At 66.2% G+C, this 19,095-nt stretch carries 20 protein-coding genes; 5 read left to right on the top strand and 15 right to left on the bottom strand.

Annotated elements, in window-relative coordinates:
• Positions 1 to 126: 126 nt before the first annotated feature.
• Positions 127 to 993 (bottom strand): 2-oxoacid:ferredoxin oxidoreductase subunit beta, encoded by an 867-nt coding sequence (locus tag ACT4ML_RS13190; RefSeq protein ID WP_138245028.1) that lies wholly within the window; start codon positions 991 to 993, stop codon positions 127 to 129.
• The gene (locus ACT4ML_RS13185) at positions 990 to 2,747 is read right to left on the bottom strand and encodes a 2-oxoacid:acceptor oxidoreductase subunit alpha (protein WP_444721287.1); all 1,758 of its coding nucleotides are present in this window, start codon (positions 2,745 to 2,747) and stop codon (positions 990 to 992) included. The genes ACT4ML_RS13190 and ACT4ML_RS13185 overlap by 4 nt, the downstream gene beginning before the upstream one ends.
• A gap of 273 nt (positions 2,748 to 3,020) precedes the next feature.
• Here ACT4ML_RS13185 and ACT4ML_RS13180 point away from each other — a divergent pair, with 273 nt between their 5' ends.
• Entirely contained in the window at positions 3,021 to 3,659 is a 639-nt protein-coding gene (locus ACT4ML_RS13180) for a ferredoxin--NADP reductase (protein WP_444721286.1), read from the top strand.
• A gap of 58 nt (positions 3,660 to 3,717) precedes the next feature.
• Here ACT4ML_RS13180 and ACT4ML_RS13175 read toward each other — a convergent pair whose 3' ends face one another.
• A complete protein-coding gene (locus tag ACT4ML_RS13175; protein WP_444721285.1) occupies positions 3,718 to 4,188 on the bottom strand; it encodes a DoxX family membrane protein in 471 nt (156 codons plus the stop codon).
• 135 nt (positions 4,189 to 4,323) lie between these two features.
• On the opposite strand from ACT4ML_RS13175, the gene ACT4ML_RS13170 reads away from it, so the two are divergent.
• Entirely contained in the window at positions 4,324 to 5,271 is a 948-nt protein-coding gene (locus ACT4ML_RS13170; protein WP_444721284.1) for a hypothetical protein, read from the top strand.
• 53 nt (positions 5,272 to 5,324) lie between these two features.
• On the opposite strand, the gene mce is transcribed toward ACT4ML_RS13170, so the two are convergent.
• The 5 genes from mce to ACT4ML_RS13145 all read right to left on the bottom strand — a co-directional run bounded on the left by mce (position 5,325) and on the right by ACT4ML_RS13145 (position 11,383).
• Positions 5,325 to 5,708 (bottom strand): methylmalonyl-CoA epimerase, encoded by a 384-nt coding sequence (gene mce / locus ACT4ML_RS13165; protein WP_444721283.1) that lies wholly within the window; start codon positions 5,706 to 5,708, stop codon positions 5,325 to 5,327.
• A 92-nt stretch (positions 5,709 to 5,800) separates the two neighbouring features.
• Positions 5,801 to 6,634, bottom strand: coding sequence for an aldo/keto reductase (locus tag ACT4ML_RS13160; protein ID WP_444721282.1), 834 nt, complete (start codon positions 6,632 to 6,634; stop codon positions 5,801 to 5,803).
• Between the two features lie 117 nt (positions 6,635 to 6,751).
• The gene (locus tag ACT4ML_RS13155) at positions 6,752 to 8,986 is read right to left on the bottom strand and encodes a PQQ-dependent sugar dehydrogenase (RefSeq protein WP_444721281.1); all 2,235 of its coding nucleotides are present in this window, start codon (positions 8,984 to 8,986) and stop codon (positions 6,752 to 6,754) included.
• 297 nt (positions 8,987 to 9,283) lie between these two features.
• Complete coding sequence (locus ACT4ML_RS13150) at positions 9,284 to 10,966, bottom strand: acyl-CoA mutase large subunit family protein (RefSeq protein ID WP_444721280.1); 1,683 nt, start codon at positions 10,964 to 10,966, stop codon at positions 9,284 to 9,286.
• An 87-nt stretch (positions 10,967 to 11,053) separates the two neighbouring features.
• Positions 11,054 to 11,383, bottom strand: coding sequence for a hypothetical protein (locus ACT4ML_RS13145; protein WP_444721279.1), 330 nt, complete (start codon positions 11,381 to 11,383; stop codon positions 11,054 to 11,056).
• A gap of 56 nt (positions 11,384 to 11,439) precedes the next feature.
• On the opposite strand from ACT4ML_RS13145, the gene ACT4ML_RS13140 reads away from it, so the two are divergent.
• A complete protein-coding gene (locus ACT4ML_RS13140) occupies positions 11,440 to 11,697 on the top strand; it encodes a hypothetical protein (RefSeq protein ID WP_444721278.1) in 258 nt (85 codons plus the stop codon).
• 33 nt (positions 11,698 to 11,730) lie between these two features.
• Here the strand turns inward: ACT4ML_RS13140 and ACT4ML_RS13135 are convergent, their stop codons facing one another.
• On the bottom strand, positions 11,731 to 12,318 hold the full coding sequence (locus ACT4ML_RS13135) for a GNAT family N-acetyltransferase (protein WP_444721277.1): 588 nt from the start codon (positions 12,316 to 12,318) through the stop codon (positions 11,731 to 11,733).
• Between the two features lie 322 nt (positions 12,319 to 12,640).
• Here ACT4ML_RS13135 and ACT4ML_RS13130 point away from each other — a divergent pair, with 322 nt between their 5' ends.
• Complete coding sequence (locus ACT4ML_RS13130; protein WP_444721276.1) at positions 12,641 to 12,841, top strand: hypothetical protein; 201 nt, start codon at positions 12,641 to 12,643, stop codon at positions 12,839 to 12,841.
• 67 nt (positions 12,842 to 12,908) lie between these two features.
• Here ACT4ML_RS13130 and ACT4ML_RS13125 read toward each other — a convergent pair whose 3' ends face one another.
• The 3 genes from ACT4ML_RS13125 to ACT4ML_RS13115 form a co-directional block, all read right to left on the bottom strand.
• A complete protein-coding gene (locus ACT4ML_RS13125; protein ID WP_444721639.1) occupies positions 12,909 to 13,838 on the bottom strand; it encodes a M48 family metallopeptidase in 930 nt (309 codons plus the stop codon).
• Between the two features lie 86 nt (positions 13,839 to 13,924).
• Positions 13,925 to 14,851, bottom strand: a complete 927-nt coding sequence (locus ACT4ML_RS13120) for a hypothetical protein (RefSeq protein ID WP_444721275.1) — start codon at positions 14,849 to 14,851, stop codon at positions 13,925 to 13,927.
• Positions 14,852 to 14,937: 86 nt separating this feature from the next.
• A complete protein-coding gene (locus ACT4ML_RS13115; RefSeq protein ID WP_444721274.1) occupies positions 14,938 to 15,594 on the bottom strand; it encodes an HAD family hydrolase in 657 nt (218 codons plus the stop codon).
• A 118-nt stretch (positions 15,595 to 15,712) separates the two neighbouring features.
• On the opposite strand from ACT4ML_RS13115, the gene ACT4ML_RS13110 reads away from it, so the two are divergent.
• Entirely contained in the window at positions 15,713 to 17,380 is a 1,668-nt protein-coding gene (locus tag ACT4ML_RS13110) for an aldehyde ferredoxin oxidoreductase C-terminal domain-containing protein (protein WP_444721273.1), read from the top strand.
• A gap of 32 nt (positions 17,381 to 17,412) precedes the next feature.
• Here the strand turns inward: ACT4ML_RS13110 and ACT4ML_RS13105 are convergent, their stop codons facing one another.
• From ACT4ML_RS13105 to ACT4ML_RS13095, 3 genes are all read right to left on the bottom strand, one after another.
• Positions 17,413 to 17,694 carry a ubiquitin-like small modifier protein 1 gene (locus ACT4ML_RS13105; RefSeq protein WP_444721638.1) on the bottom strand — a complete coding sequence of 94 codons (282 nt, stop codon included), beginning with the start codon at positions 17,692 to 17,694 and terminating at the stop codon, positions 17,413 to 17,415.
• 54 nt (positions 17,695 to 17,748) lie between these two features.
• On the bottom strand, positions 17,749 to 18,258 hold the full coding sequence (locus tag ACT4ML_RS13100) for a YciE/YciF ferroxidase family protein (RefSeq protein ID WP_444721272.1): 510 nt from the start codon (positions 18,256 to 18,258) through the stop codon (positions 17,749 to 17,751).
• A gap of 127 nt (positions 18,259 to 18,385) precedes the next feature.
• Positions 18,386 to 18,988: an FAD-dependent oxidoreductase gene (locus tag ACT4ML_RS13095; RefSeq protein WP_444721271.1), complete on the bottom strand. Its 603-nt coding sequence runs from the start codon at positions 18,986 to 18,988 to the stop codon at positions 18,386 to 18,388.
• Positions 18,989 to 19,095 lie beyond the last annotated feature (107 nt).

The following is a 19,095-nucleotide window of genomic DNA, read 5'->3' as shown; positions in this document are numbered from 1 at the left end:
AGTCGTCTCGAACCGGTAGTTAGGCAAACGCGTCTCCGTTCTCTCGAGCGCTCATCGCGTAGCGCCGCGGCTTTCGGTCACTGAAAATGGCTGAAATAGGGAACTGCGTCGAACGGCGACGCGGCGTTAGTAGAACTCGCGGACGAGATCCATCGCGTCCTCGGGCGCGCCGTCGGGGATCTCGGACATGTCCTCGGTAACGCCGTGCTGTTCGTGGTACGGCACGGAGTTTTCGTCCTGATACATCACGCCTTGGTATTCCTTATCACTGTCGAGGATGACTTCCTTGGCGGCCTCGTAGTCGTTCGGATCGTGGTCCTCGTCCTCCTGCAGGTCGACGAGGTTGTCGCGGAAGTAGTCGTAGGTGTCGACGTCGTTGAACGTGACACAGGGACTGAAGACGTTGACGAAGCCGAAGCCGTCGTGCTCGATGGCTTCCTGCACGATCTCGGCGTGGCGCATCGCGTCGGAACTGAACGACTGCGCGATGAAGGACGCGCCGGAGGCCAGCGCGAGGGCAAGCGGGTTGACCGGCGGCTGTTTGGGGCCTTCGGGGGTCGTGCTGGTCTCGAAGTCCGAGCGCGAGGTCGGCGAGGCCTGTCCCTTGGTCAGCCCGTAAATGCGGTTGTCCATGACCACGTAGGTCATGTCGACGTTCCGGCGGACCGCGTGGACGAAGTGACCGGCACCGATCGAGTAGCCGTCACCGTCGCCGCCGGCGACCATGACCTCGACGTCGGGCCGGGCCATCTTGACGCCGGTTCCGACCGGCAGGGCGCGACCGTGGACTCCGTGCAGCGCGTAGCTGTGCATGTAGGTCCCGATCTTGCCGGAACAGCCGATCCCGGCCACCACGAAGGTGTTGTCGGGATCGTTGCCGGTGTTCGCGAGGGCTTTCATCATGCCGTTCATCGTCCCGAAGTCGCCGCATCCGGGACACCACGTCGGCTGCTTGTCGGACTTGAAGTCGGTAAATCGTACGTCGGAGCTCATTGTGCTGGCACCTCTTCGGTGAGTTTGTCGGTAATGTCGTCTGCGAGTTCGTCCGCCTTGAATCGAACGCCCGTATACTTGTTAATGCGCTTCACGCGGGTAAGCACGTCGTGTTCGATCACGTCGGCGAACTGCCCGGTCGCGTTACACTCGACGACGATCGTCTCCTCGGCGGCCTCGATCTCCTCGGTCAGATCCGGCCGCGGGAAGATGTAGGGCACCGAGATGACGCGGACGTCGATCCCGTCGTCCTCGAGGTAGTCGAGCGCTTCGATGAGCGCGCCTTCGTTCGACCCCCACGAGATGATGAGGTTGTCCGCGTCCGGGTTGCCGAACTCGCGGTAGTCCCAGTCCTCGTTCTCTCGTGCGGTTTCGACTTTGCGGTTTCGCTTGTTGACCTGATGGACGCGCTCGTCTTCTTCCTCCGTCCGACGGCCGAGTTCGTCGTGCTCGAGGCCGGTGGACATGTGGGCGGCGTCGGTCGTGCCGGGGATGGCACGCGGGCTGACGCCGTCTTCGGTGACGGCGTGGGCGCGGAAGTGGCCCTGCGCGTCGAGCCACTCGTCGACCTCGTCCTCGTCGACGAGCTTGCCGCGGTCGATCTCGACCTCGTCCATGTCGAAGGCCTCCGGCGGGAACGTCTGTTCGGTGACCGACATCGCCAGATCCGAGACCAGGAAGACCGGCGTCTGGTACTTCTCCGCGAGGTTGAACGCCTCGATGGTCTTCCAGAAACACTCGGTGATCGAGGTGGGGGCGACGACGAACCGCGGGACCTCGCCGTGGCCGCCGTACAGGGCCATATTGAGGTCGCCCTGCTCCTGTTTCGTCGGCATCCCGGTGGAGGGACCCGAACGCTGGACGTCGGCGATGACGAGCGGCGTCTCGCTGGTCGCGACCAGCCCGAAGGTTTCGGTCATGAGGTCGATCCCGGCACCCGACGTGGCGGTCATCGATCGGGCACCGGCGCGTGCGGCCCCGAGCGACATGTTGATCGCCGACAGCTCGTCTTCGGCCTGCACGACGTGGCCGCCGTAGTCCTCGATCCGTTCGGTGAGATACTCCATGATCGAGGTCGCGGGCGTGATCGGATAGCCGGCGTAGAACCGACAGCCGGCCGCGAGTGCCCCCATCCCGACGGCCTCGTTCCCGTTGAGGAGGACGTAATCGTTGTCCGTCGTGTCGATGTTGTAGCCGAGGTGGTCCAGATCGTAGTTCTCCTGGACGTATTCCTGTCCCGCGCGCGCGGCTTCCTTGTTGTTCTCGACGATCTTCGAGCCCTTGCCACCGAAGCGCTTCTCGAGGGCTTCGTCCAGATATTCGACGTCGAAGCCGGTGATCTCACACGCGGCACCGAGCGCGACGATGTTGCGCATGATCGCGCCGCCGGCCTCCTCGGCCAGCGACTTCAGCGGGACGTCGACCGCCGTCATCTCGTCGGGAATCTCGGCGTCCCACGAGCGCTCGCCGTCGTAGATGATGGCGCTGCCCTCGTGGAGTTCGTCCAAATTCTCGTCGATCGTCCGCTGGGTGAGCGCGACCAGGATGTCGAGTCGGTCAACGACGCTCTGGACCTTGTCGACGGAGGTCCGAATCTTGTAGGCCGTGTACCCGCCGCGGATACGCGACGCGAAGTCTTTGGAGGTGAATACGTGCCGTCCGGCTCGGGCGAGTGCCTGAGCGAAGATCTTACCCGTGGAGTCGATGCCGTCCCCGGCCTCGCCTCCGACCGCCCAGTTGAGGTCCTCAGCCATGTTGTCCTGAGCCTTACCCCCCATAAATGAAAAGGCTTCTGAAACCCCAACCGACAGATTGCGACGACGAATGATATATTCGGCATAGACAAACACGACGATTAGTCGTTATTAATTACGAAGGCGGCGATATCACGAGAAAGAAACGGCGACGCGGAGAATTTGTAATTGAGTTCCGAGTAATACTCCGGAACATCGAATAGGTACGCGAGTCGACCCGTCGTCAGTGGCGGAACGGAACGCCTTTTCAACCTGCCGCCGAACGAATTCGACATGGAAGGGACCCCAGTCACTGTCGAATCGGTCAGCGAAGTCGGCCCCGATACCGTCACGCTCGAGCTCGCGACGCCCGAGGGGTTCGACGCCCTGCCGGGACAGTTCGTCCTGCTCCGGGCCCGGCCCGACGACGAGGTGCTCTCGCGCCACTACACGCTCTCGTCGCCCTCCGTCGGCGAGACGTTCGAACTCACCGTCGGCGTCGACCCGGACGGCGACCTCTCGCCGTGGCTCGCTGGCCTCGAGGGCGGCGAGACCGTCCACGTCGACGGACCGTTCGGCAGGATCACCTACGAGGGCGAGGACGACGTCGTCGCGGTCGCCGGCGGCCCGGGGGTCGGCCCCGCGGTTGCGATCGCCGAAGCGGCCCACGACACCGGACACGACGCCGTCGTGATCTATCAGGCCGACGAACCCGCCCACACCGAGCGCCTCGAGGCGCTCGAGGACGCGGGCGCGACGGTCGTCTTCGTCGACGGTGACGCGGCCGACGAACTGGCGGACGCGATCGCGACCCACCGCGAGGACGGCCAGTTGTACGCCTTCGGCTTCGACGGCTTCGTCACGGCCGTCGCCGACGCGATCGAGGACGCCGGCGGCGACGCCGACGAGGCGCTGATCGAGAACTTCGGCTGACGACGGTGGCGGCCGCGCTATCGGATCGGCCTCGAGTCGCCGACCGACGGACTCGCTCTTACTCTCGAGGATCCTCGGACAGTCCCAGTTTCACGAACACGAGCGCCGCCCCCAGCAGCGCGGAATTTTTCGCGAAGTGGAAGAACTCCTGTTGTCGCAGTTCGGGGTCGTCGACCGTCCAGAAGTCGTGCATCACCGGCGTCGCACCGGCGAAAAATCCCGCGACCGCGGCGGCCGACGCGGCGGGGACTCGCCACAGCGCCACGCCGAGACCGCCGAACAGGAGCCCGCCGCTCGTCGCCGGCACCGACAGCGACGGGATCGGCGCGTTCTTCGACTCGGCGTACTGGATCCGCGCCTCGAGGTTCCGGAGGTTGTCCATTGCCATGAACGCGAGGACGGCACCGAACAGGACCCGCCCGAGCCGGAACGGCCCGCTCTCGGCGACCGAGTTCTCGTCCGCTTCCGCCCGGCGGAGCGTTCCACGCTCGCTACTGTGTTGCGTCTCGCGCTGGAAGGGGCTACGCATACGGTGGCGTAGACGCGCGACGGGTTTCAGTACGGCCGTGACATTTGCGTGTCTCGCGAGCGCTGACAGTCTCTGAAAAACACAGGTTAGAGCCCGTGACAAAGGTGTTTATCCCTCACCGTGGTGGGATCGCGTATGCGACGACGAGACCTCCTCGCCGGCACGACCGGCGCGATCTGTGGACTGGCCGGTTGTACGGGCTCGACGTTCGAACGGCTCCAGTCGGAGCGTCCGGATATCGATGACGAATCCGCCGACTCGAGCGACGGAACCGACCGGGACGCCGCCGAACCGGAAGCGGACGACCCGATCGTCGTCGGCGACCCCGACGAGGTGCCGTTCCTCGCCGCGCACCCGCCACACGAACTCGAGTTACGAAACGAGGGCGAGACGGATCGAACGATCTCCGTCGAGATTACGACCGACGGCGACGATGGCGGCGGGAGCGACGGTGACGGTAGCGACGAGCGAGACGATGACGCACTGCTCGAGCGCGATCTCGACATCGCGGCGGGCGAGGCGCTCGAACTCGTCCTCGTCGAGCCGCGGTCGTACGCGGTCACCGTGACCGCGAGTAGCGACGACGGCACGAGTCGGTCGACCGTGACCGACGGCGTCGACCGGCGGCCGTTCGACTGTACCCGCTCTCGAACGAGCATCGCGCTCAGCGAATCCGGCGTGCAGACCGAATCGACTTCGACGTCGATCCCCTGTCCAGTGCCCGAAGTCACGGACGCGTCGCTCACGGTCGGCGAGGGGGAGTGTGCGGGCCGGACCGACGGCGACGGCGCGACCGTCGAGTTCGCGGACGAGGCCGTCGTCGTCGACGGCGACATCGGAACGCCGACGCCCTGTCACGGCCTGTCGCTCGCGGACGCGGCCTACGACGAGGGCGGTGACGTTCTCACGGTGACCGTCGCCGTCGGCGAACAGGAAGCCGACAACTGTACCGACTGCCTCGGCGTCGTCGACTACGAGGCGCGGATCGACCTCTCGGGACGCTATCCGAACCGCGTCGAAGTCCACCATCGGAGCGACGAGGAGGACCAGCAGATCACCGCGGCCGAGTATTCAGCAGACTAACGGCCGAAAAGGGGCCGAAATCGGCGTCAAATCGCCGATTTCGTCGGCCCGAATCAGTGTTCGACGAGTTCGACCAGAATCCCGCCGGTGTCCGCCGGGTGCAAGAATGCCACCGAGTGGCCCCACGCGCCCGGTCGCGGCTCCTCGTCGATCAGCGTCACGTCGTGGTCGCGGACCCTCTCGAGGGCACCCTCGAGGTCGTCCGTCGCGAGCGCGAGGTGGTGGACGCCCGCCCCGTCGTCCTCAAGGTAGCGCGAAATCGTCCCCTCCTCGAGCGGCTCGAGCAGTTCGAAATAGCCGTCGCCGCAGTCGAGGAAGACGACTCGCATGCCGTCGAACGCCTCCTCGTGGGCGACCTCGAGGCCGAAGAGGTCGCCGTACAGTGCCGCGAGGTCCGCTGCGTCGTCGGTCGCGATCCCGGCGTGATCGAAGTGCATCGAGTCGTACTGTGCGGAGCGGCCGTGTTACTGTTATGATTTTTCGTTGGATTCGACCCGGATCGAGCGACGGACTGTGGCGTCAGCGGCGATCACTCGAGCCCCAACTGCGCGGCCAACCGCTCCGAAACCCCGCCGCCGAGGTCGAACACGGCGCGCATCTCCTCGGGCGAGAGTTCGAAGTCGAAGATATCGGCGTTCGCCTCGATGTGTTCCCGACTCGCCGCCTTCGGAATGGCCGCGACGAAGGGGTGCTGGACGAGCCATCGCAACGCGACCTGTGCCGCCGACTTGCCGTATGGCTCGCCAATCGCCGCCAGCCGCTCGTCGCCGACGACGTCGCCCTCCGCGAGCGGGCTGTACGCCGTCAGGAGGACCTCGTTCTCGAGGCAGTACGCGAGGAGGTCATCGCGCCGGTGGAAGGGATGGTACTCCACCTGATTCGTGACGATCGGCGTTTCGGAACGGGCGATCGCGTCCTCGAGCCCGTCGACCCCGAAGTTGCTAATGCCGATGTGGTCGACCAGCCCGTCGCGTTGCAGGTCGTTCATCGCACCGATCGTCTCCGCGAGCGGCGCCTCGTCGCTCGGTCCGTGTAACAACAGGAGGTCGACGGTCTGGAGCTCGAGCCGCTCGAGGCTCGCCTGCGTGGATTCGCGCACGTCCGCGGGGGCCGCGTTGTCAGGGTGGACCTTCGTCACGACGAAGACATCCTCGCGGTCGACCTCGCTTTCGGCGATCGCCCGGCCGACCGCGGCCTCGTTGTCGTACAGCTGGGCGGTATCGACGTGTCGGTAGCCGATTGCCAGTGCGGTCTCGACGGCCCGCCGGCAGTCGTCGCCGGTCATGCGCGCAGTACCGAGCCCGAGCGCCGGGACCTCGGCCCCTTGCGCGATGACGGTCCCCGTCGTCGTATTCGTACTCATGGACGGCCGTACACCGCCGCTCGGTATCAAGGCCACCCCGGCGAGGAACGACGGGTGACTGGGACCGCTACGCGACTGGTCTCGAAAAAAGTGGTCGACAGCGTGCGACTCGAGGCGTTATGCGTCGGTCGCGTTGGCGTCGGCCTCGGTGTCGTTGGTCGCGGTATCGTTCATCCCGGTTTCGTTGTCCGCAGTCTCGTTGCCCTCGGCGATGGGCTCGTCCTGCGTGTCCTCCGTCGCGTTCTCGTCGGCCTCCTGGTCTTCGGGAGCCGCTTCGTCGTCACCTTCGGGTGCCGACAGGGAATCGCCCTCGTCCGGCGGGACGATCTGCATGACCGCGCCCGTGTCGCCTTCCGGAACGCCCTCCTGATTCGCGAGCACGTAGACGTTCCCGTCGTCGTCGTGACCGAACTGCCGGACGAAGTAGGGGAACGAGCCGTCCTCGGTGCCCGAGACTTGGAGCGCTTCCATGTCCCAGAGTTCGTCTCGAGGGACGACCTCCTGATCCGCACCGTCAGCGCCCATTTCGCCGTCGCCTCCGGCTGTCTCGTTCATGCTGGCCGACTCGTTCATACCGGCCGTTTCGTTCCCCTCGTCGATGGGCTCGTCCTGCATGTCCTCCGTCGCGTTTTCGGGGGCTTCCGACTCGTTGGGGCTCATCCCCTCGGTCTCGTTGCCGCCGGCGTCGCCGCCCATCGATTCGCCGCCGTCTTCGGGCTCCGCGGCGGCGAGAAGTCGTCCAGCAGGCTCCTGACGGGCCGGGTCGGCCGTCCAGTCGCCGAAGACGTACTTGCCGTCTAGCTCGTTGACGTCGCCGGCTTCGTACACGTGGCCGCCGATGATCGTGATCCCGACCGGCTCGCCGTCGTAGACGTGCGGGTACTCGACGATCGGGTCCTGAAGCTCCTGTCCGTCGTAGGGCGCTTCGTCGGGGGCCGAGTCGGGGCAGTCCTCCGGCGGATCGCTCGGGCTGTCCGTGCTAAAGCAGTGGGTCCCCTCCTTGATGTTCCAGCCGTAGTTGCCGCCGGCCTCGACGATGTTCGCCTCCTCGAAGAGGTCCTGCCCGGCGTCGGAGACGAACAGCCGGCCGTCGCTGTCGAACGAGATGCCGAACGGGTTTCGCATCCCCCACGCGTAGTACTCGTCGCGGGCGTCCTCGACGTCGACCAGCGGGTTGTCGTCCGGAATGCCGTACGGCCGCTCGTCGCTCTCGACGTCGACGTCGATCCGGTGGACGCCGCCGAGCAGATTCTCGCTGACGTCCTGTCCGTTCCCGCCCGCGTTGTCGTCGTACCAGTCCTCGACGTGACCCTCCATGTCGTCGTTCGCCCCGCCGCCGTCGCCCATCGGGACGTAGAGGTAGCCGTCGGGGCCGAACGCCATCGGCCCGGCGTCGTGGTTGTACTGGGGCTTCTGGAACTCCATCAGGACCCGCTCGGAGTCGGGGTCGGCCTGACTCATGTCCTCGTTCGCCTGATACTCGGAGACGACTTCGACGTGGCTCCAGCCCTCGGGCGTCTCGTCGTTCGGCGGGGCGCTGTAGTGGACGAAGAAACGGCCGTTCTCCGCGAAGTCGGGGTGGAACTCGACGCCGAGCAGCCCCCGCTCGTCGTAGTCCTGATTCGGGTCCGCGTAGTCGCCCTCGAACGTCCCGAGTTCGACGAGCTGGTCGCTGACGTCGAGGAACGGCTCGTCCTGCAGGCCGTCGTCGGTGACGACCCAGAGCTCGCCGGTCTGATCGGCGACGAAGTAGCGGTCCTGCTCTTCGTCCGCCACGGCGAAGTCCGTCGGCGCGGTCATCCCCTCCGCGATCGTCTGGACGCCGATCTCCGTTCCCGGCTCGAAGAAGGCCTCCGCCTGCCCGTCTCCGGACTCTTCGGCCGCTCCGTTACCGCCACCGCCGACCGAGACATCTCCGCGCATCGTCCCTCGATGCGGTTCGCAGTAGTACTCGGCCATCTCGCTCGTCGCCTCGAACTCGAGGGACTGCGTCTCTCCCTGCTCGCTCATGAGTTCGGTCCGCTCGAGGTCCTCGCCCTCGCTGTCGACGATGACGAGGTTGTGGGCGGCACCGTCGAGGTTCTCCCACGTGACCTCGTAGGTGGTTCCCTCCTCGAGTTCGAGCGTCGGGTTCGTTTCGTCCGCGATCTCATCGGGTGCGACGCCGATCCAGCCGCTCGTCTCGCCTCCGAGCTCGATCGACTCGGTCTCCTGGGCGAGTGCGACGTTGCCCAGACCGACGACCCCGCCCGCGGCCGCGGCGGCTTGCAGTACGCGGCGGCGGGACGTCGATGGATAGTTGCCGGCCGACTCCGTTCCGGGGGTCGATCGCTCGTCGGGTTGCTCGCTCATGTTGGGCTCACACCAGCGCCGTTGCCCGATACGAGGATAAACCGGTTCGACTGTTTCCCCGAATTCCCAGCCCAATAGCAGATTGTCTCCGAATCACCCGACGGAGTCGGGTGTAAAACGGTATTACCCGAGAGACATCGGCGATGTTACTCGAGTCTAATTCGACATTCAACCGGTCGGACTGTGCTCTCGGGCTTCTATTTGGTGATCAGTCACACGGAGTCAGCACGGATCCGCCGGGGGAGTCTCGCCGACCGATTCGACTCCGACGCCGAGGGCCGAATCCCGACGAGGTTCTCAGACCGCGCCGCCGGGCTGGTACTCGCCGAACTCGTCGCGCATGACGTTACAGATCTCGCCGACCGTGGCGTAGGCCTTGACCGCGTCGATGATGTACGGCATCAGGTTCTGGTCGCTCCGCGCCGCGTCGCGCAGCGCCTCGAGTGCCGCGTCGACGGCCTCGTCGTCGCGGGACTCGCGGACGGACTCGAGGCTGTCGATCTGTCGCTGCTGGTCTTCCTCGGTGACCTCCTCGACGTCCATCGCCGGGTCCTCGTCGACCTCGAACTCGTTGACGCCGACGATGATCCGCTCTTTCTCCTCGATCTCCTTTTGGCGGTCGAAGGCCGTGTCCTGAATCTGGCGCTGGACCCACTGTTGTTCGACGGCCTCGAGCATGCCGCCGCGGTCGTCGACCTCGTCCATGATCTCGTAGGCCTCTTCCTCGACCTCGTCGGTCAGCGATTCGACGTAGTAGCTGCCCGCCAGCGGGTCGATGGTGTCGGCCGCGCCGGACTCGTGGGCGAGGATCTGCTGGGTTCGCAACGCGGTGCGGACGGACTCCTCGGTCGGCAGCGCGAGCGCCTCGTCTTTCCCGTTCGTGTGCAGGCTCTGGGTGCCCCCGAGCACCGCGGCCAGCGCCTGATAGGCGACGCGGACGACGTTGTTCTCGATCTGTTGGGCGGTCAGCATCGAGCCCGCGGTCTGGGTGTGGAATTTGAGCTGTTTGGACTTGGGGTCGTCCGGATCGAAGCGCTCCTCGATGATGTCGTGCCACATCCGGCGGGCCGCGCGGAACTTGGCGACTTCCTCGAAGATGTTGTTGTGGCCGTTGAAGAAGAACGAGAGCTGCGGCGCGAAGTCGTCGACGTCGAGCCCCGCTTCGATCGCCGTCTCGACGTACTCGATGCCGTTACCCAGCGTGAACGCCAGTTCCTGTGCGGCGGTCGAACCGGCCTCGCGGATGTGATACCCCGAGATCGAGATGGTGTTGAACTTCGGCGTCTCGGAGGCGCAAAAGTCGAAGATGTCCGTGATGATCCGCATCGACGGCTCGGGCGGGTAGATGTACGTATTGCGGGCGATGTACTCTTTGAGGATGTCGTTCTGGATCGTCCCCCGAAGCTCCGAGCGATCGACGCCCTGCTGGTCGCCCACCGCGATGTACATCGCCAGCAGCACCGAGGCCGGCGCGTTGATCGTCATCGACGTCGAGACCTCGTCGAGCGGGATCCCGTCGAAGACGGTCTCCATGTCGTCGAGCGAGTCGATCGCGACGCCGGCCTTTCCCACCTCGCCCGCGGCCATCGCAGCGTCGGAGTCGTAGCCCATCTGCGTCGGCAGGTCGAACGCCATCGAGAGCCCGGTCTGGCCCTGATCGAGCAGGTAGTGATAGCGCTCGTTAGTGTCTTCCGGCGTCGAGAACCCGGCGTACTGGCGCATCGTCCAGAGCCGGCCCCGGTAGCCGGTCGAGTAGACCCCGCGCGTGTACGGCGGTTCACCCGGGTTGCCGAGGTCCTCTTCGTAGTCGAGGTCCCCGATATCGTCGGGCGTGTAGAGCCGGTCGACCTCCTGCCCGCCCGTATCAGTCGTGAACGTTTCCTTTCGCTCGCCGAACCGCTCGAGGACCGGTTCGACTTCCGCCTCGTGCCACTCCGCCTTGCCGGCACGGATCTCCTCGAGTTCATCGGGGTCGAACATTATGGTTATCGTGGACGGGCCGGGGCTTCAACTTTGATGAACACGTCAAGCTTTCCCGTTCGTCTCGCCGAGACGGTCGAAATCGCCTCAGACGTTGTCGTCCGGGTCGTGTCGGTCGGCCATCCGCGACGCCTCCTCGGCGTAGCGCTCCCGCGTCGCCGGGTCGTCGATGGTGCCGAGCGCGTCCGTCGAAACGCTGAGACCGGCCTTCGTCTCTCGAGCGGGGCCGGTAAAGCTCGTGAGTGCCCGCTCGCGGCGGTGGTACCGGTGGCCGTCTTCGGTCGCGTAGACGAGGATGACGAGATTGAGTTCGTCGTCCCCGTAGGTTCGTTCGACGAGCCAGACGCGCACCGCGTCGTCCTCGCCGTCGGCTGATTCGCCGCCCTCGACCGTCGAATCGGATTCGTTCGAAGTCATGACTGTCACTCGGATCGCCACTACCGCTTATGTCTCGAGGCGTCGACGGCCCGCCTATGACCGAGGATTCGTCGGGATTGTCGGAGCCGCCGGGACGGGCGGACGACGCGGGCGACCGCCGCCGTGCCGCCCGCTACGTCGCGCCGTTTCTGGCGCTCGGATTGGTGAACCTCGGGCTCTTGCTCCGCTGGGGTCTGGACCCGCTGTGGGCGTTCGCGATCCTCCCGCCGATGCTCTTTCTCTCGGGAATCGGCTGGATCGCGTTCCGTCACGGCTTCGACCAGCGGCCCGCCGGAACGGGATCGGACCGGTGAGACGGACCGAACGACCGGTGTCATCCGCGTCGGTTACCGGCCCGTATCGTACTTGTACGTCGCCGAGTCGGGATCGATGCCGAAGTCCTCCGGCGACTCCTCGTCGTCCGTCTCGTCGCGCCCCTCCGGCGCGCGCTTGAACGCCTCCCGGAGCCGGTCGGGCATCCGGAACTCGTCGATATCGATCGTCAGCGGCACCGCGTCCGGATCGACCCCCTCCCGCTTGTCCTCGAGACGCTCCTGCAGGACGGCTGGCAGTTCGGATTCGTCGAGCCGCTGGAAGCCGAACTGGGCGAGGTAGGCACCCGTCCCGGTCAGGACGTAGACGGTCTCGAACCCCTGATCGCCGGCGTACTCCACGAGCCGTTCGACGATGTGGGCCCCGACGCCCTGTTCGCGCCAGCCCTCAAGGACGCCGATACTGGTCAGTTCGCAGACGGACTCGTCACCGTCGTCGGTCTTGTGGATGCGGATGCGGCCGAACCCGGCCTTCTCGCCGGACTCCTCGTCGACGGCGACGACGTAGTCACGGGAGCGAAACGCCGTCTCGTCGAGTCCCATCGACTCGATGTGATCCAGCAACCAGACCTCTTCCCTGTTTTTCGCGTCCCGCACGTACATGATGCGACGTAGGAGGTGTGCAGCCAAAAGCGTTTGTGGGTTGCCAGTAACTCGTCAGTGCCGCGCTGTCGCCGCTGTGACGGCGGCGACGCGCTCGCTCGAGACACTATTAGACAAATAATCTATTTTGGCACCATATATCCATGAACGAGATTTTATACTCGAGTTAGGGTAGATAGTGGTCCCCTATATCCCAGTATATCCGAACACGTGGGAAATACTTTTCACCCACTGTGTTCATTGTTGGCATATCATGGCCGAATGCGAACGCTGCGGCGACGAGGTGGCTCGACGGTTCACGCACCGAATCCGAACTGAGACCATGACGCACAGACGGACCCAGCGCGTCTGTACGGCGTGTCACCCGTCCCTTCCGGACTCGCTCGAGGCCGATCGGTCGTCGGACCGGGTCGTCGCCGACGGCGGCACCCTCGCGACCGACTGTCCGGTCTGTACCGGGTACACGGTACCCGACGGCGAATCCGACGTCTGCGTCGATTGTGGATGGACCAACGTCCGGTAGCGACGAACGGTCCGCGACCGCGGGCGGTGCCGGTGCTCGGACCGACTCCGAGACCGGACAGCATCGCTCATCGAATCGATTCTCGAGACGAATCACGAGCGGCGGTTCGCGTTCGCTCGAGCAGCCGTTCGATCCGGTCGTCGGTCGAGGGATGGGTCGAGAGGAGTCGGGTCAACTCGTCTTCGTCCTCTTCGGTGTGGACGTACAGGGTCGAGAGCAACCCCTGTGCGGACTCGGCGGTGCGCTGGATCGTCCGGAGCGCGCGAGCGAGCGCGACCGGCTTGCCGGTGACCGCGGCGGCGCGGTCGTCGGCGGCGTACTCCCGCCGGCGCGAGTGTGCGCGGACGGCGAGGGTCACGAGGAGAAAGCAGGCCACGACGCCGCCCTCGACGACCTGCAGCAGTCGGCCGAACGCCGTCCGCGACCAGGACGCCGGATCGCCGCGCGTCCACGCGACCGCTCGAGCGATCCCGGCCAGCGGGAGCAAGAACGGAGCCAGCACCAGAACGACCAGCCCCGCGACGGTCCGGAAGACGCCGTAGGCGAGCGTCTGTATGAACGCGTCGTAGCGCTCGAGGTGGGCGAGTTCGTGGGCCGCGAGCGCCTCGAGTTCGTCGAGCGACAGCACCCGAAGGAGCGAGCGGTCGAGGACGACGACGCCGTTTCGCTTGCTGCCCAGCGCGAAGGCGTTGGGCATCGGTAGCCGAGCGATCAGGATCGTCGGCGAATCGACGGCCATTCGTGACTCGAGCGCGTCGATCCGCCGGTAGAACCCGGGCGCGTGTGAACGCGGCAGTTCGACCGCCTCGAGGCTCGAGAGGAGTTGTTTCGTGCCGAGCCGATAGCTCAGGTAGCCGCCGAGGAGCCCGACCGCGACGATCAACAGGACCGCCGTCGCAGGGTCGGGCGCGGAGGCCCGGAGAACCGACAGCGCCCAGTAACAGACAACCGCCAGTCCGAGATACCACACCAACAGCAGGCAGCCGACGAGCGCCATCAGAAGCCGGGTCCCCGCGGGACGAGCAGACATCGGTGTCGAACCGACCTACGGCCGGCCGGTTGAAACGGGTATCGGACGACCGATCAGTCGGCCGACAGCGCCTCTTCGAGTCGGTCTTCGATGTCGTCCAGTTCGTCGCGTAGCTCCTCGCCCTCGGCACCCTCGAGGTCGTCGATCCGGTCGGCGATCCCCTGCAGTCGCGAGTACTTCTCGTCCTCGTCGACGCCGGTCTTTTGGACGTAGACGTCCTCGTCGACGTCGTAGACCTCGCTCTCCTCGAGATCGGTCACGGCGAGGACGACGTCCAGTTTGTCCCGGTCGACGCCCGTCACCCACTCCCGGGGGATGCCGCGCTCGTCGAGGGCGGCGAAGATCGTTTCGGCGTCTTTGGGCTGGCGTCGCTCCCGGGTCGTCCGTCGGACGGTTCCGTAGCGGCCGTGGAGTTCCTGGTCCGGCCCGAGTCGCTCGAGCAGCGGGTCTCGAGCCGATCGCCGGACCCGGTTGGAGCCGTGCTGGAGGTCGGACGCGAGCACGTAGAGGTCCGTCAGCGAGTCGGTATCGAGGGCCGCGGGCTCGTCGGCGTCGAGTTCCTCGAGCAAGGCGGCCAGCAACAGGGCGTCGTCGTGGACGCGTTCGGGCGGGTTTCGGGCGTCCGACGCGGGAACGAGAAACGGACTGTCCCCGGCGGTCCCGTCGGCGTCGTACCTGATCGTTTCGTCGTCGGCAGCGTACTCGTCGGCGAGGGTCACGACGCTGGCGTACGGCTCGACCCCCGGCTGGAGGTGGTCGATCGAAACCTCGCCCTCGTCGAGTCGCTCGAGGAAGACGACGAACTGCTCGCGCCAGAGCGGTCGCGTCTCCCCGCTGTCGCCGAACCGGACGACGATCCGGTCGTCGTCGGTCCGCTCGATCTCGAACGGCCGCTCGGAGACGGGCGTCAGCAGTTCGGCCCCCGGCTCGAGGGCCTCACACTGCTGCCGGAGGCTCGCCCACGTGTCGTCGGGTTCCATACGCTGGCTACGACGAGCGGGCGGAAAAAGCGCGACCACGAATCTGCCACCGGTCCGCGATCACGGTCTCGCTGGCGGAACGCGGCCTACTCGAGGACGGAGGGAAGTTGCGAGAGCGACGGGAGGTGATAGGTCGGGGTCACGTCCGCCTCGAGTCGCGCGTCGTCATCGGATCGCGAGAGCAACACCGAGTCGATGCCCGCGTTGTCGGCCGCCCGCACGTCGACGGTTCGGTCACCGACGTACAGCGCGTCGTCGGCCTCGAGGGAGTCCATCGCGGTCTCGATGTTCGTCGGATCGGGCTTGCGCCGGGCGAGCCCGTCGGGGGTCAGCGGACAGCCGTAGACGGTCTCGAACAGCGACCGGAGCCCGAACCGGTCGAGCAGCGTCGAGACCACGGACGGGTGGTTGTCGCTGACGATGCCGAGGGGCAACTCGAGCGACCGAACGGCGGCGACGTCGTCGTAGGCCGAGCGCAGCCCGCGCTCGACTTCCTCACACTGGGCACGGACCATCTCGCGGGCGGCCTGCGCACAAAACGCGTCGGTCTCGATGCCGAGGCTGCGACAGCGCTCGGCGATCGATTCGAAGTCGCCCCGGAGGAGCGCCTGTAGCGTCTCGGTCGCCGGTTCGGACCGGCCGAGTTGCTCGTACGTTCGGTCGAGGGCAGCGGACAGCCGCTGGGACGACGGGCTCTCGACGACGACCCCGTCGAAGTCGAACAGGACCGCATCGTACGTCATACTGGCACGGGTATTTCCGGCGGGATTATAATTCTGTTGCGATCATCGGCTCGGCAGCCCGCGATCGCCGCGGCGGTCGGGGCCCAGAGCTAAGGCGATCGCCGTGGTGTGTGGTCCCATGCTACACGCGGAAGGACCGCTTCTCACCGTCGACGTGGGCGACCGAACGGCGACCGAGACGAGCATCGACGACACGCTCGAGGCGGCCGTCGGCGGGCGGGCGGTCGCGACGGCGCTCGCCCACGAGCGGATCCCGTTCGACGCGGACCCGTTCGGTCCCGAGAACCGCGCCTATCTCGCTCCGGGACCGCTCCAGCAGTCCCGGATGTCCTTTACCGGCCGGCTGAACATGACCGCCCTCTCGCCGCTGACCGACGGGCTGGTCTCGAGCAACGCCGGCGGCTACCTCTCGCGGAACGTCGTCGGAACGGGGATCGGCGTCCTCGAACTCGCGGGGACGAGCGACGAGCTGTTGGCGGTCCACGTCACCGACCGCGGCGTCGAGTTCGAGGAGGTACCCGACCTCGAGGGTGCGACAGTGCCCGAAACGTCCGAGTACATGGCCGACGGCCACGACCTCGGGCCGGACAACTGCATCGCGATCGGGCCGGCCGGCGAGAACCGGGTCCGGTTCGCCTCGGTGATGACCTTCGACTCGCGGGCGTTCGGTCGCGGCGGACTGGGTGCCGTCCTCGGATCGAAGAACGTCAAGTGCGTCACGTTCGAAGGCGATTCGGAACCCCCGGTCGAAATCCCGAACCCGCCGGAGATGGACATCCACCGAGAGGCGGCCCAGTCGGACGACCTGCTGCGACGGCAGGGGACAACGGGCAGCACCGAGTTCATCAACGACAACTTCGCGCTTCCGACCCGCTACTTCGAGGAGTACGGGTTCGAGCACGCCGACCGGATCGGCGGCAACGCCGTCGAGGAGAAGAAATACGAAAAGGGCGCGTGCTCGGCGTGTGCCTACGCCTGCAAACTCCCGACGCGTGACGAGGAGGCGGGCATCGAAACCGAGGGCCCGGAGTTCGAGACCGTCTACGCGTTCGGCTCGAGCCAGGGCGTCGGGGACATCGTCGACGTGATGAAGGCGAACGAACTGTGTGATTCCCTCGGCATAGACACGATCTCCGCCGGGGTCACCGTCGCGGCCTACCTCGCGAGCGAAGACGAGTTCGGCAACGCCGACCTCGCGCGGGAACTCACCGAGAAGATCGCCTATCGCGAGGGGATCGGCGACCGCCTCGCGGAGGGCGTCGACCGCTGTCACGACGACCTCGGCGTCGACAACTACACCGTCAAGGGCACGGAGTTCGCCGCCCACGACGGGCGCGTCCTCCACGGGCAGGGGCTCTCCTACGCCGTCGCGAACCGCGGTGCGGACCACATGTACGCCGGCATGCTGACCCCCGAGTACAGCGGCGAACTCGATCCGGAGGGCACCCTCGGGAAGGCCGAGCGACTCGTCCGCGAGGAGAACGCGTCCGCGTTCCGGGACACCGGCATCGTCTGTGCCTTCGGCAGCGACTACGTCACCCCGGACCGACTCGAGACGCTGTTCGACGCCGACTACGCCGACCTCATGGAAATCGGCGCGCGGACCGTTCGCCGCGAGCGCCACTTCAACAACCAGCGAGGGTTCGACCGGAGCGACGACGGCCTCCCCTACGAGATCCCCGACCTCGAGGCGGCGATCGACGAGTACTACGCGGCGCGGGGCTGGACCGAGGACGGCGTCGTTCCGGATAGGGCCCTCGAGCCGATCGCACCGTCGGCGGACTGACGAGAGCGCGACTCGGTTCGGAACCGCTCCGTTCACCCACCGTACACCGACGGCACCAGCCGGATCACGGCACCGTCTTCGAGGGCCGTCTCGAGGCCGTCGATGTGGACGACGTGCTTCGCGTCCTTCGTGACGACCGTGTCCCCCGCCAGCCCGTCGCCGTCCGCGGCCACGAGTTCGCCCTCGAGGCCCGGATACGCCGCCTCGAGTTCGTCCAAGAGGTCGCCGACGGTGTCGGCGTCCGTCTCGTACCTGACCGTCTTCTCGCCGACGGTGTCGCGAAACGGACCGAAGAAGACGCACTCGAGTTGCACGCAGTGACGTTCGACGCGGCGTCCCTTGTAGTCGAGGGGCGAATCACGCACGGTTTACGACGGGGTCAGCCGATCCCACAGCGACTTCATGTCCTTGGCCGTCGCCATCGTCTCGAGTTCGCGGAAGGCGGATTGCTCCTCCTCGTAGTTCGACTCGAGCGGTGTCTGGACGTCGTTGCCGAGTTCGAGTTGCTCCCCGATCGTCGTCAGCCCCTCGTAGGCCGTCATCTCGACGCGCTCGGTCATCATCCCCGCGTTCAGGTAGACCATGTTCAGCAGTTCGTCGTCTTCGATCTCGGCCTCGAGTTCGCGCCGGTCCTCCTCGAGGCCGTCGAGGATGGCGCAATCCCGCGCCTCCGCGGGTCGGTCGAGCGCCGCGAAGACGTCCTCGATGCGCTGGACCTGCGTCCGGGTCTCGTCGCGGTGATCGGCGAAGCCCTGACTCATCCGGTCGTTGGTCGTGTTGCGGGCCATCTCGTCCAACGTCTCGACGAGTTCCTGTTCGACGTAGTACTGTTGGGCGAGCTTGTGGACGAACAGCTCGTGGAGATCGGTCATCGCCATACGGTGAACTACCACTGACCAGTCGCTTAGTCGTGGGCCACGAACACGCAGGCGCGTCGCTACCCGGTGATTTTCCGACCGAACACCGACGAACCGCATCCGGTTCCGCGTCTCCGTTCGGCCCCGATCAGGCCACGTCGTCCGGCACGTCGAAGTCGTGGAAGTGCTCGCCTTTCTCCTTGCTCAGAATGTCGAGCGCCGCCGACGCGCCGTCGCCAGCCGCGATCACGGCCTGCCACTCCTCGTCCCGGACCATCGCGCCCGTCGCGTACAGGTCCTCGATGCTCGTCTCCGTGTCGAGGTCCACGTCGACGGTGCCGTCGTCGGCGAACTCGACCTCGAGGTCCTCCGCCATGGAGCGATCGGCACCGGTCGCGAGCACGACGTAGTCGGCCTCGTACTCGCCGTCGTCGTCGACGGCTTCGCCGTCTGCTCGTTGCGTCTCCGACGCAACGCTGGTTTCGACGCGGAACCCGTCGTCGCCCGGTTCGACATCGGTGACCTCCTCGCCGACGCGGATGTCCGCCCCGCGGTCGCTGACCTGCCCGCGAGTCAGTTCCATGAACTCGCTGCCGCTGATGCTCCGGATTCCCGGATAGTTGAACAGGTGGGCCTTGTGCATCCACGTCTCGTCGGTGTCGAAGACGACGGTCTCGAGGTCGTTTTTCGCGGTGAAAAGGGCCGCGCTCAGTCCGGCCGCGCCGCCGCCGACGATTGCGACATCTGGCATACTCGCAGCGACCACGGACGGCGGGATAAAAAATTCCGACAGCGATCGAGACTGTCTCGAATCGCTGCTCGTCGGCTCTCGCGGCTCGGGGCGACCCGCTCGAGCGA

Origin of the sequence: Natrinema sp. LN54, from assembly GCF_052439245.1 — an archaeon.
In the GTDB taxonomy this organism is placed as follows: domain Archaea; phylum Halobacteriota; class Halobacteria; order Halobacteriales; family Natrialbaceae; genus Natrinema; species Natrinema versiforme_A.
The sequence above is the reverse complement of the archived record's forward strand: the minus strand, read 5'-3'. Positions and strand labels throughout refer to the sequence as shown.

What these genes read in the sequence shown, in the direction of transcription:
- ACT4ML_RS13115 (WP_444721274.1), bottom strand. Translation starts at nt 15,594, where the DNA reads ATGACGTACGATGCGGTCCTGTTCGACTTCGACGGGGTCGTCGTCGAG.
- ACT4ML_RS13175 (WP_444721285.1), bottom strand. Translation starts at nt 4,188, where the DNA reads ATGCGTAGCCCCTTCCAGCGCGAGACGCAACACAGTAGCGAGCGTGGA.
- mce (WP_444721283.1), bottom strand. Translation starts at nt 5,708, where the DNA reads ATGCACTTCGATCACGCCGGGATCGCGACCGACGACGCAGCGGACCTC.
- ACT4ML_RS13095 (WP_444721271.1), bottom strand. Translation starts at nt 18,988, where the DNA reads ATGCCAGATGTCGCAATCGTCGGCGGCGGCGCGGCCGGACTGAGCGCG.
- ACT4ML_RS13150 (WP_444721280.1), bottom strand. Translation starts at nt 10,966, where the DNA reads ATGTTCGACCCCGATGAACTCGAGGAGATCCGTGCCGGCAAGGCGGAG.
- ACT4ML_RS13140 (WP_444721278.1), top strand. Translation starts at nt 11,440, where the DNA reads ATGACCGAGGATTCGTCGGGATTGTCGGAGCCGCCGGGACGGGCGGAC.
- ACT4ML_RS13185 (WP_444721287.1), bottom strand. Translation starts at nt 2,747, where the DNA reads ATGGCTGAGGACCTCAACTGGGCGGTCGGAGGCGAGGCCGGGGACGGC.
- ACT4ML_RS13110 (WP_444721273.1), top strand. Translation starts at nt 15,713, where the DNA reads ATGCTACACGCGGAAGGACCGCTTCTCACCGTCGACGTGGGCGACCGA.
- ACT4ML_RS13135 (WP_444721277.1), bottom strand. Translation starts at nt 12,318, where the DNA reads ATGTACGTGCGGGACGCGAAAAACAGGGAAGAGGTCTGGTTGCTGGAT.
- ACT4ML_RS13100 (WP_444721272.1), bottom strand. Translation starts at nt 18,258, where the DNA reads ATGGCGATGACCGATCTCCACGAGCTGTTCGTCCACAAGCTCGCCCAA.
- ACT4ML_RS13120 (WP_444721275.1), bottom strand. Translation starts at nt 14,851, where the DNA reads ATGGAACCCGACGACACGTGGGCGAGCCTCCGGCAGCAGTGTGAGGCC.
- ACT4ML_RS13125 (WP_444721639.1), bottom strand. Translation starts at nt 13,838, where the DNA reads ATGGCGCTCGTCGGCTGCCTGCTGTTGGTGTGGTATCTCGGACTGGCG.
- ACT4ML_RS13155 (WP_444721281.1), bottom strand. Translation starts at nt 8,986, where the DNA reads ATGAGCGAGCAACCCGACGAGCGATCGACCCCCGGAACGGAGTCGGCC.
- ACT4ML_RS13145 (WP_444721279.1), bottom strand. Translation starts at nt 11,383, where the DNA reads ATGACTTCGAACGAATCCGATTCGACGGTCGAGGGCGGCGAATCAGCC.
- ACT4ML_RS13160 (WP_444721282.1), bottom strand. Translation starts at nt 6,634, where the DNA reads ATGAGTACGAATACGACGACGGGGACCGTCATCGCGCAAGGGGCCGAG.
- ACT4ML_RS13170 (WP_444721284.1), top strand. Translation starts at nt 4,324, where the DNA reads ATGCGACGACGAGACCTCCTCGCCGGCACGACCGGCGCGATCTGTGGA.
- ACT4ML_RS13190 (WP_138245028.1), bottom strand. Translation starts at nt 993, where the DNA reads ATGAGCTCCGACGTACGATTTACCGACTTCAAGTCCGACAAGCAGCCG.
- ACT4ML_RS13130 (WP_444721276.1), top strand. Translation starts at nt 12,641, where the DNA reads ATGACGCACAGACGGACCCAGCGCGTCTGTACGGCGTGTCACCCGTCC.
- ACT4ML_RS13180 (WP_444721286.1), top strand. Translation starts at nt 3,021, where the DNA reads ATGGAAGGGACCCCAGTCACTGTCGAATCGGTCAGCGAAGTCGGCCCC.